The sequence below is a fragment of the Pseudomonas sp. DC1.2 genome (assembly GCF_034351645.1).
In the GTDB taxonomy this organism is placed as follows: Bacteria; Pseudomonadota; Gammaproteobacteria; order Pseudomonadales; family Pseudomonadaceae; genus Aquipseudomonas.
Map to the genome: position 1 here is coordinate 4260913 of NZ_CP133782.1, position 12197 is coordinate 4273109.

At 60.5% G+C, this 12197-nt stretch carries 3 protein-coding genes; all 3 read right to left on the bottom strand.

Annotated elements, in window-relative coordinates; all coding sequences use genetic code 11:
• Positions 1-22: 22 nt before the first annotated feature.
• Genes RHM68_RS19255 through RHM68_RS19265 form a run of 3 tightly spaced genes read right to left on the bottom strand, consistent with a single transcriptional unit; the run spans position 23 to position 12071 of the window.
• The gene (locus tag RHM68_RS19255) at positions 23-4354 is read right to left on the bottom strand and encodes a hypothetical protein (RefSeq protein WP_322217897.1); all 4332 of its coding nucleotides are present in this window, start codon (positions 4352-4354) and stop codon (positions 23-25) included.
• Positions 4347-8426 (bottom strand): neuraminidase-like domain-containing protein, encoded by a 4080-nt coding sequence (locus RHM68_RS19260; protein WP_322217899.1) that lies wholly within the window; start codon positions 8424-8426, stop codon positions 4347-4349. The genes RHM68_RS19255 and RHM68_RS19260 overlap by 8 nt, the downstream gene beginning before the upstream one ends.
• 48 nt (positions 8427-8474) lie before the next feature.
• A complete protein-coding gene (locus RHM68_RS19265) occupies positions 8475-12071 on the bottom strand; it encodes a Tc toxin subunit A (RefSeq protein WP_322217902.1) in 3597 nt (1198 codons plus the stop codon).
• Positions 12072-12197 lie beyond the last annotated feature (126 nt).

Here is a 12197-nt window from a genome sequence, read left to right on the forward strand (position 1 = left end):
TCCAGCAATCACACACTGCAACTTACCGCGGGGGACGGAGATTGAGAGGCATAGCTGTTTCAATCATGCTACCCGAAGAACCTACTTTCACCCCGGCAAAAAGCCTAGTGGTATAAAAGTCGAATCGAGCTTGGAATATGGTGCTGCCATCGACTCCTGTGACAGTAGGGGCAAACGTCTGCCCTGCTATTCGCCAATACACGGTATGCCCTGCAAGAGGCTGCTTATTAATATCCGCAACAAGCACTTCAAAAAAAGCATCCTCTTCGGCATACATGGGATTCGTGATAATAGCAAACCTCCATATATGCGGCGCGTCCAACCCCGCGATTTCAAGGTCGATGGCTTTCGGACTTTCAAGCCCTGCTACGCGGGCAGAAAGCGGATAGATACCCGGTTCAAGCGGTATTACACTCATGTAGGCGTCGCCGAAATCCCCAGTACTGCTGGGAGGCAACGTCAATCCCGCAAAGGTCCACTCAATCGGAACGTCCTTCCAGACTTCACCGTTATTGTCTGCAACCACCTTGACACTGCCTTTCGAGCTAGTGCCCAAATAGATTACCGGTCTGTTAAGACTGATGCTTGTAATGACAGGCACTGGCCCCAACAGATTAAACAACAACGACTTTTCATCCCATCCATGCTCACCACCACGCACCGATGCGATCAGCAAAATCGGGGCGTAACCCCCGAGTTTGAAACGGACAGTGGCTTTCCCCTGATCATCGGTCGTGGTCGAGGCGAGCGATACACCTGCGTATTTCCACATCACCTCCACGCCACCGAGCGGCTGACCGGTAAAGGCCGACACGACGCTGGCCTGTGCCTCGACCTCTTCTCCCGGATAACCCTCGGCAGTGGCAGTGGTCAAGGCTGCGATCTCACGCGGTTCATTGACCACAACCGCCAGTGAAACCGACTCTGAATACGCATCGTCGCCCACAGTCACCGTCAACTCACCAGAGCCAGCGGTGATCGGTTTGAAGGACACCTTCGCCACACCATAAAAGTCGGTCGCGCTGGTGACTACACCCAAGTCAGGGCTTTGCCAGGTCACCGTGATTCCTGCCAGGGGCTTGCCGCTGATAGTCGAAACCACCGTCACCTGCTCGTACAGTTCCTGCCCCCAGTCGAGCGTCTGTTGAGTACGGCTTCCAATCAGAATATTCAACACCTGTGAGCCGGTGCCCAGTGACATGGCATTGGCCGGTGACAACCGAGCGAGCCGTTTGGCGGCCAGACGCAAGGCAAATGCACCGTCCTTCACATCGCCGACCACAAAGCCGTAGTCCAGGCCGTAGCTGTAAAACGGCCGCGCGGTTCCGAGTGCATTCATCGGCTCAAAACGAATGCCCAGTTCCTCCGGCCCGGTGCCGGTCAATCCCAGCACCAGCGCCTGATCGAACAAAGGACTGTTGTCCGCTGCCATGATTTTGATCAGGTGATTGCCTTTGCGGCGCGGGAAGTACGTTTTCTTGCCCCAGGGTTCTGGCGGCAAACCATCAAAGCTGACCGTCACCCCTTCCCATGGATCGCTCGCAAGCACCGTGACCATCATTGAGCTTTTTTCTTCATAGCCGTCGTAAGGACTGACGAGCACCGCTTCTATTACCTGCTGGCGCGCGACCGTCGGCGCAAAGGCGAAACCGGACCACCCTTCGGCGTCGGTTTTTACCTCGCCGGATTGTTCTCCAGCCAGCCATTTCACCGGGACCTGCCCAACCGCGCGCTCGGTGAAACGGGAAAACACCCGCACCCAGGTCCAGGCCGATTCCTGGCCCACCACCGGATCCACCGCGGCCTCGTGCCACGCCTCGATCCTGACTTTGTTGTGCGCCAGGATCATCCCGTTAGCGGCCGCTGTCAGAGTTAACTGTGGCAGGTCCAGCGCCAGGGCAAAGGAGCCCGGTGCCGGGCTGGCGCTGAAATCCAGGGACCAGAGCGCGCCGCCATCGCCGATTATTTGGGACTGCGCCAAGGGCGGACTCACGCTCGCGCCCAATTGTTCGGGCGAAGGTCCGGTCCAAGACAACGTCGTCGACAGCCCCACCAACGGGCTCAGTGCATGGGGCAAAAGACGGAAAGAGTGCGTCGCCCCCAGGCACGGATAGAGCGTCTGGTCACCGAGCGCCGCGGACACCTGATCAAGGCTCAGGCTCAACTCCTCCGCCAGGTCAGGAGCGATCAGACGCCCGAACATTTCCCGATCCGACGTCAGCCGTGGGCTGCTCAATTTCAGTTCGAACAGGCTGCTGTGACTGGTCCCCAGAACAGACGTCAACGTCCACTCCAGCCCCGCAGCGGTGAGGTTTCTGGGCATTCCGATGTCGCTCGCTACCAGCCCGATGGCCGGTGCCGTTGCGCGCCAGTTCAGCGTCACAGGTTGTCCGATCAAGGTACTGCCTGACAGCGGCTCGATTTTCAATTGATGGGATTGGCCACGCCAGCAGAGCACGCCAAGCACCGCCCTATCGACCTCGACGTTATCCAGCACAATCCTGACCTCGCTCTGCCACGCACTGGTTGCCAGGGCTTTGACATTAAAGGCATGTTCAGCCGCCGCAGCCTCTTCATGCGCCCGGATACGGGCCGTGACGACCAGATCCCCGGCGCTTTTCGGCGTATACAACAAACTGGCCCACCCACCGGCCCCGGTGGTGACCGTCGGCAGCAGGCCCTCAGGGGTGACCCAGTCAACCAACGCATTGACCACGGGATCGCCTTCGCCGCTGACCAACATATGCACCACCTGAATCCGCAGCAGCACGCTTTCGTTTTCATCCAACACCGGATACTTGTTGGCCTCGCGCACCTCGCCGATACGCACCAGATTGCGCGCCAGGGACATGGCTTTTTTCGGCGACGGCAACAACAATTTCGAGCAGACCAGCGACAGTTCGAACCGACCGTCGAGCCGATCCTCGCTGGTCAGCGTCCAGAGCAGTTCGCGGCCAGCGACCGGCACCGGCGACTCAAGTGCCGGGCTGACGGCAACGCCCAGTTGTTCGGCGGAATCGCCACTCCAACGCAGCTGCATCTCGCTACCCGCCAACGCATGATCGGCCGGCAATCTCACCTGAACCGGATAGCCGCTGCCGCGATTGGGGTAGCCGGTCTTCTCCTCCCAAGGCGTCTGCGTGCCCTCGACCACGGCCAGCAGCGTCTTCCAGGGGTCGGTCGCCAGCACCCGCACCGGCAGCGTGGTTGAAACAACGCCGCTGGCGTAATAAAGGCTCTCGACCGTTGCTTCGATGGCGAAGTCCCCCGCAACCGTCGGCACATACTCGAAGTACGCCCAGCCATCCTCATCAGTCAGGCCCGCGCTGTTGACACCCTGGCCGGGCACCGTCCAGGTCACCGTGCGCGCATCGAGTGCCTGGCCGGTGTAGTACGACGCCACCTGAACCCCCAGGCGCACGGATTGACGGTATTCCAGTACCGGGTAATAGGCGGCCTCCAGCTCACTACGCAACACCAGCCGATGATGACCCAGCGATACCGGGATCAAGTAAGGCTCGGCGGTGTACTGGTTGAGCAGTTGCATCGTGAACTCATGGGGGCCTTCGTCATCGAACCACGGCGTTTCAAGCGTCCATGACGATTCCAGCGGCTGATCGACGCCCCAGTCCGGGGCAGCGACGATGGAGCCCAGCGGATTGTCGTCGACGGTCAAAGACGCTTGGGTGCCTAGCCAGGAATGGCCCGACACCGGCACGAACATCAGACTATGCGGCTTGAGGATGGGCGCCCCCAGGCACAAAGGCAGGACACCACCGGCTGGCAGCAATTCGTCATCCAGCTTCAGCGTCTGCAACTCCATCGGCGGCAGGTGCAGGGCCAGGTGGATTCTAGCGATGCAGACAGCTGCATCGGCGGCTCCCCCTGTCGGGCTGAACACCCTTACACGGATCGAGCCCTGGCTTTGCAGCGGCAGATCCAGCTGGACTTCGTACTTGATCGGCACAAACGCCAGCGGCTGCCCCTGCTCCAGACGCGCCCGGTCCTCTTGCTCGCTGCGTGCCCCGCCGAGCAGCAAAGGAATGTCCTGATTTTTATCCGTCTGGTCAACCATCTCTACCAGCACTCGCCCCATCCCGCTGTAACGCACTTCGCAGAGAAAGCTGAGCACATAGCGTGCGTTGGTATCCAACGCCTTGGGCACAACGATCACCTGACTGATCGAAGCGCCACTGCCAACCCTGAGATAACGGGTCATCTCCCCCTGATAGAACTCATCGAACTGCCCAATATCGCGCGCGGTGGATGGATGCCGGGTCCAGTTGTCGGTGGCCTGGCTGAAATCACCATTGACCACTAAATTCTGATGGGCCAGGACAACGGGATTATTCATGACGGTGGCCTCCTCTGCCGGCCCGTTTCAGCCCGGAGTTTTCGGCCCTGTTCACCAAGTTTTCCACGGCGAGTCTGAAGCTTGGCTCGCCGCCCTTGGCCGTGTAGCGGATGCGCACAATGACATCGGTCAAAGAATCGAGCATCGCGCTTTGCGCCGCTTTTTTCGGCCAGGGGAAATTCAATTGCCAGCGCGAGACAGCCCCCGTGTTCTCGAACGGGTTGAGCAAGCCTTCATCAGGCTTGATCGCCGACATGCCGTTGTCGGCAATGCCTACCGACAGCCCGATCTGCTGCCCGCTGCGCAGGTTGAACTGCACATCGGCCGGAGCCACGGTTTCATCAGGCCAGAGCAAGTACTCGACCGAATGCGCCGACGCCCTAGTGGCGGTCGTGCTGCCGATCTGCTGCAAGGTCGCGCGCACATCCTCATAGGGCCCGACCAGCACCGGCAGATCGACCTCGACCGAATTGATCAACCGGCAGTAGTCGCCGGGGTGTTCGCGATCAAACAGCAACTGCGTGAGCTTGAACTCCAGAACACCGGAGCCTTGCAACCAGTCCAGCGCCGCGTGCCAGTCGGCATGCACCGCTTGTGGATCGCTGGCGTCGTCGAACAAGCGCCGCAGGGAAACGGTCTTGACCCGGTCCAGCCGGCGTTCATGGCTCTGCAAGTGCCTGCGTTCCATGCGTAACAGGTATTCGCGCAAGTGTTCGCCGGCTGTCAGGCCATAACGGTTGTCGAGCCACACCTGAGGCAAGGCAGGCACTGAATCGTACTCGCCGGTTTCCGCGCTCAAGGACGACTGGGCATTCAGGCACAGGCTCAGCACCGCATCGTATGCCTGGTAGTGCAAGGCCTTGAGCTGGCCCAGCAGCCAGCCGAATAGCTCGGCATTGGTCGCGCGTTTTTTCATGAAGTTGTACACCGTCAGCGCCTGGGCGTTGCCGCGCAGGGTCTGATCAAGACTGGCCCTGGCCGCGTCTACCGCGATCCGCTGCGCAGCAATTTGCTCATCGATGGCCAGCGTCTCCGCCATGGCCTGGTTACGTTGCAGCTCCCATTCGCGACGGCGCAGGCGATAGGTTTCGGTGACCGCTTGTTTATCGGCATCTATCTGCACCGCAGCCGAAGCGAGTTCAAGACCATTCCCCACGGCGTAGGCAATGGAGCCGGGGCGGTGGCCACCATTGGCCAAGCCAAAGATGTTCGGGACGGAGTCGATCGCCGCCCCCACCGCCTGCAGCGCAGTCGATGCCACGTGCAGTTTCTTGGCGACTTGCAGATTTTCCATGACCTCATATTCCACCGCGCTGACGTTTTCCTCATACCAACGGGCATAGGTGTCGGCGCGCTCGCGCGCCGTGGCACGGCTTTGAATAAGCGACGTCACATTCGCTTCCAGCTGGGCAATGCTCTGCTCCTGGACCGCTCGGGCGTAATCACCCAGTTCCACCAGGTGGCTCTGTTGAGTTTCCTCCTGCTCGGCCCGATCTCGCTGTTCCAGCAGGCGCAACACTTGGCTGCCATAGTCTTGCAACGCCTGCACCGAGCGCATCGCAATATCGAAGACCACCCGCCAATGAAAGGCGCCCACCACCAGGCGCCCTCCCATAGACCGTGGCCCACCGACGCCGCCGGCCGCCAAGTCACGCAACAATTGGTTCGGATTGGTCGGCGGGCTGAACAGTGGAATATCCAGCGGCTTGCCATCCAGGGTCAGGTTGTTGCGCAGGTTATTCAGACGTCGGCCTGGCAGGTCGAACAGGTCGAGCAATTGCCCATTGATCGGCAACTTGAACGGCTCGTTGGCCAACAGGCCGAGCAAGGGTGCCGCCTGCGCTGAAGGCGGAATATCAGCCAGAGCAAATTCAAGGTTTTTTTCGAACTGCTCCAGCGCCGGGCGCGTACTGCTCATCGTCAGCAGTTGGCCGACCGTTGTGGTCTCCCAATCGGTCACCGCCCGAGCCACCGGAGGCTTGCCCATCAGGAACTCAGCCTGCACGTAACACAGTTTGGCCGCCACTAGATTGTCCCGGGTGAGCTGGCGGTAGTACCAGTCGCCCCAAGCGATCAGATTTTTCACATACTCGATGAACACCAGAATCCGCAAGTGCCGGGGCGCCGAGTAGCCGATGGCATCCGGGTCAATTGGCAATTGGGATTCACACCCCAGGTTGCCGTCGCTGACCAGCGGCCGGCAGCGCCAGTAAGCCGGTTTGGATGGAATGGAAGCCTCGTTCGCCGGGGCACGCGGGTCGAACAGGTAATGCAGCCAGTTCTGCGCATCCTGATACCGATCCTCAGCCCGCAGGCGTATCGCGACCAGATGCGGCAGGTGAAACGACAGTTCCCAGAAATACAAACCGTTGGCACCGTTGTAGGCACCGTTAGGTTCGGCGAGGGCGGCGGAATCGGGCGGCGGTTCCATCAGGAACTGCGTTTCCCAATCCAGGACCGCCTCCACCGAGACATGGGCACGCTGCACCAGTTCCGGGCCGAACAGTGAATTCAGGCGGGCATGGGCCAATGTGCCGGTCTGTTTGAACGCGATGAATTGCGCGGCGTTAGCGGTGTTTTTTTCCAGGGCTGCCGGTACAAACCGGGGGAGGCCGCTCATTGCCAGGGTAAATTTTGTGGTGCCATAAACCGCGGTCCCTCCCAATGTGAACTGCACATTCGCGGTAAATCCTCCGGCCGTCCGCTCGACCTGCATCCATGGCGTCGCCCAACCGCCGACAGTCGAGCCGACCACCTCGACCACCTGGGGATCGCCACTTGCCGGATTGAGCAACGTCAGCGTGAATGTAGCGGTCGCAGGCACAAGCGCCGTGAGCTTACACATCCCTCTGACCACCAACCGATCCTTGTCGCTGCCGCTGATAAACAACACCTGCAAACCGTAATAGCTCGTCAGTGAGCCTGGTGCAGTGAACTCAGCGGTGACTGTCGGCTGGTTCTGCGCGGACAGCGGATGTTGCACAGTCAAGGCATCGGGGAAGCGATAGAGCGCCAGAAAATCCAGCCAGGTGCCGTTGTCTTCCGGCACCGGGCGCATCAGCACATCGCGCACCACGAACACATTGAGATTCGGGGTCGCGTTGCGCAGCGACACCCCAAGCACGCCTTTGGGATGCCGGTCACCAACCGCGACCGTCGCGATCAAGCGGGCGCTGGCGGACACGTCGCTCTCAAGCTCACTGGCGTGCAAACTCAACGGCGCCGACCATTGGCCGTTCTGGGTCATGAACGCCAGATTGATCTCAAGCCTGTACGGCAGGCGCACAATGGGCTGCCCGTCGACCACCTCGACGGTCCGGTTACGCCACTGCGCCCACACCACACACAAGCGTCCGCCCCAAAACACCGGGCGAATATCCAGCACCGTGTCACCCGTGCCGATATCCACCGGTTGCCACTCCCCCCACGCCACCGGGTTGATGGCGGTGCAGCCCGGCGCCAGTTCGATCTCGGCCTTGCGCCAGAAACACTGGAACGGCGGCACGCGCTGGCGGCCGATGAAGTAATAGTCGGCACGGCTGGGCGTGGTGCCGTCCATATAACCGCTGAGCACGTCCAGGTTGCAGGTCTGCTCGAAGGTTTGCAGGTAATTCTGCAAGGCCCGTTGCACCGAATCACTGTTCAAGCGCGTCTGGTTCAAATCGTTTTCAAGGGTCTTGAACAGGCCGGTCTTGCGCTGGCGTACAAACGGGTTAATGAAGTTCTCCGGGTAAACGCCGATTTGCGCCACCGCCGCCCAGTCCGGGTAGTTGTTGTACAGCTCCCAGAGCTTGAGATCTTTTGGGTCGAATGCCTGCTGTTCATACCCCGGCTCCAATTTTCGGTAAGCCGCATGAATGAATTGCTGGGCGCAACTGGTCGCCTCGGCTACCCAGGAACTCTGCACCGGGTAGCTGTCCAGCGGATCGAGGCGCAGCAGCTCAAACAGATCCCCAGGGGTGCGCAGGAAGTTGAACTTGTCCTGGGCGGGTTTACCGACCTGACCGATGCAGTACTCGACCAGTGCCGAACGACGTTTTTCAAGCAAACCGCCGATGTTGTGCTGTGCCATGTTCCTTGCTCCTGTGCCAGTCGGGCGTGCAACGCTGTCCAGCCGTCGTCATTCGGCGCTGGGGGCGGCAAATGGAATGGGGTCGAACACCACGATAATTTCTGAACTCTCGATGAGTGCCTTGACGGTGAAACGTCCACCGTTGGTGCTGGAGACAAACGCCCGTGCCAGGCCTTCCTGATTGGTGAGTCCCTGTGCGGGTCGAATGGTTGCCGAGCCCGTCGTGCCGCTGAATGGCTCCACACTCCAGCGCACCAATTGGTCTTTGCCAAGGTTGCTGTATCTATCCGTTACGGTGCCGTAAACCTCGACTTCCCGGCCAGCCGGCACCGGCTCTGTCGGCTCCAGGGACTTGGATGCCGGCAGCATCGTCAACGTCTTCACGTCGACGATGACGTTAACGGTCGGGGCGTACTCGGGCTCGATCAGATCCAGCCAGAACAACGGTGCCTCCGTCCCCAGGACCTTGCCCGCGTAGGTCGCATTGGCCAGCCCTTTCTCGTCAGTCCTGGCCGTCGCGATGGTGCCAAGGCTGGCCCGCCAGTACACATCGACGTGTGGAATAACGACGCCGCCGGGGTCCTTGAGCATCACGGTAAAGATGATCTTGCCGGTCGGGCTGTTGGCGATCACCTCGGTGTGGTCCACGGTGCAGGTGATATTAACGATCGACTCGGGCACCTCGTCGTAGTAGGCAAGCGCCGGAACACTGGCCTCAGTAAGACTCAGCAAGGCGCTTTCAGCGGCCAGCCGGTACACATTTTTATCGATGGTCTCCGGCAGATCGCCCAGCCGAAAAATCGTCAAGGCGTCCATGCCGGTGTGCCGGGACAGCACCCGGATACGCATCAGCAGATCCAGTTGGGCCAAGTCCTTCAGCAGCCCGTCCACAGAACCAATGTGCGCGACGCACGCACGCACCTCCGCAACGCTCCAGTCGAAAAATGCGGCCAGGCGAATCGCGGCGGCCTTCTGCGCCAGGCCCAGGGCTTCCGCGGAAATCGGATCCGGCAGTGCATTGACCTCGCGCAGGTAATCCAGCAGTTTGCCTGCCGGTTGTTCACCGAGTTCAAACGCCCGAGTCAGGGCCGTCAGGTAGTAAAGGGTACGCACCGAAAAAGCCTGCCGGTCATCCTGCCTCAGCCACGCCGTGTAGCCATAGTGCAGATAGTCCTGCAGCAGCGTCGCACTCAGGTCCAGTTGCAGCACGACGTTGCTGCGCCGCCTGACATCGGCCAGCAAGGTGAGCGCAGGGTCCGTCTCGCCACTCAACATGCCCGGCGATTCGCGCTCGTTGCGTTGCAGCACCAAGAGCAACAGTTGGTAAACCGTACTGTTGGCCCAAACCAACACACTGGCCACCCGCTCGGCATCCAGGCCGGTGTATACCGCCAGGGATTCCTTGACCACCGAGGCCTGAGCATCCCGCGCCTGCAACAGCACCGTGAGCATCCTTTCGACAATCACCGCACGCGCCTTGGCATCTTCCTCACCCAGGCCATCGCGAACCGCCTTATCCAATTCTTCACGGGCGAACACCAGGTACTCGGCTTCGGTGCCCGCAAAATTCACCACCAGCCCCGCGAGGTCGACCAGTGTCGGCAGCAAGCTCAGCCAGTCGAAGCCTAACAGCGGCGGCACGCCCGCACTCAACAAGGCGCCTTGGCTGAACAGCGCGGCGGGTAGCAGGTTACCCGCCTGCTCGAACAACCGGCGTTCCTGCTCCGTGGCCGCCGCCAACACCGCCGGCGGCGACACCTGCTGCAACATCCACAGCACCGGCAATTCGCGATCCCGGCACCAGCCCACGCAGGCATGCAGGGCATAGATCAGGTTCAGCACATCGGGAACGACATCCCTGCCGGAGTTCGCATTGATCACCGGAATGCCCGCCAATCCATCGACCCAAGACTCGCCACCCAGCAAGGTCAGCATCAGCACGCCCTCCACCGGAGTGATGCCCAACAGGCGCGGCAACTTCACCAAACGGTAGAACGCCGAAACGACGGCCGGGCTGCGCAGCAACGTAGTGGTACGGTTCTGCGCACGGGCAATCGCCATTGCCAGGTATTGATAGGTCTTCAGGTCGATGCCCAGACCGCTGCACAAGCGGTTGATCGTCAGGTCCGTGGCCCCGGTTGCCTGGATGATCGGAAACTCGGCGTTATCCAGCATCAACGGTTCGCGGTAGCCGCCCTGGTTATTGAACACCTGGTCGAACTGCGGCAGGGCATCGCCCCGGCCATAGATCCCCACCTCATCGATAAACGCCGCGAAGTCCGGTGCCGTGCAACCGTAGCGCTCACGCAATGACTGAAACAGCCCCAGGGCATGCACCGTGGAAGCACTGATCAGCCAGGTGTTGGTGGCGCCACGTGTTTCGGCCTTCATCGCCGCCACCAGCAGCGCATCCACCTGTTCACTGGGCAGCTCCAGCCATTGGTCCAGGCGCAGCTTGCGGTTCATTCGGTCGAAAACCGCAAAGTCAGTGCCCGGACTGAGACTCAAGCGGTGGAACGCCTGGCCCGCTTCGCTGTAATTGATCGTGACTGCCGGGGCCTTGGCGGCATTGAGGTAAACCGAACCTGAACGCTCGCTTTCGCTCACCCCAAGCGCGGGTGGCGACGCATACACCCTCACATTGGCCGAGCGGGTCGGGGCGAAATCACGCACCGACAGCAGCGCCTCGACACCCCGGGCATCGAGCTTGGTACGCTCACCGAAAAACCGCACCTGATTGAGGTTGTTCCAAGACACATCTTCAGCCCCGAAGTCGCGCAGGTAAAAGGCGTCCCGCCCTGTCGCGGCTACCGCTGGCTCGGTCAACAACTGCCGCTGATAAGGCCCCAACCGCGAGGCATGCGTCAGGGCTCGTTTTGCATCACTGCTCCAGGCCTCGGGCTGGAGGAAATACGGTGAGAGCACATCGACAATATGGACAAAGTTACCCACCGACATCCCGTGATAGCGAGCGACCGCATCCAGCGTGACCCAGTGCTGGTAATACGGCAGCCCATTGGGATAACGGGCGTTGATCAGGGCTTGTTCCAGATCGAGCGCCGCCGCCTCTCCTTTGATAAAGGTTTCCAGCACCGAAACGATGATGTCCACCGCCGACACCGATAGATGCACCGCATTGAAATCGACGGGCAACGGCTTCAAGTCTTTGCGACGGTCATGCAAGGGTAGTTTTGCGGCCGAGCCGAGCGGTTCGATGCGGTCGCGAATCCAGCGTAACAACTCCACTAGATACGCCACGGGTGAGGTCGTGGACTCCAAGGCATCGGGCGGGCATAACCCGTCAAAGTTGGGCGAGAACAAAGCCTCATAACTGGGCCCCGGAACCATCGACAACAGCCCGCTCGACGGCTTGCCGTCCTGCGCCCCGGTGCCTGTCAGGCTCTGCTCAATGAACTGTCGACGCACATACGCGGCCAGGCTGTTGGCCCGGCGCAAAAACTGCTGCGCGTCCTCCTGGCCTAAGCCGTAATCGCGCACCAGCCCCTGCACGCCCGCCTCCACCAGGGGAAAGATCGATCCGTCCTGCTGAATGTAAGTCTTCAGGTCGGTATAGGTGGCGCGTTGTTCCTCGCCGAACACCTGCTCGAACAACTGTTGGATGGGACGATTAGCGGAGTCCGCCATGGCCAAATTCCTTAATGGGTGTAAACGTCCGAACGGTCGTTGGGAGGCTCATCTTGCAAGGCAAATCTGCGCGTGATGGCCCATGTCGTCTACTGTCAGAACTGACAGTAGAGGTGACCGTTTATC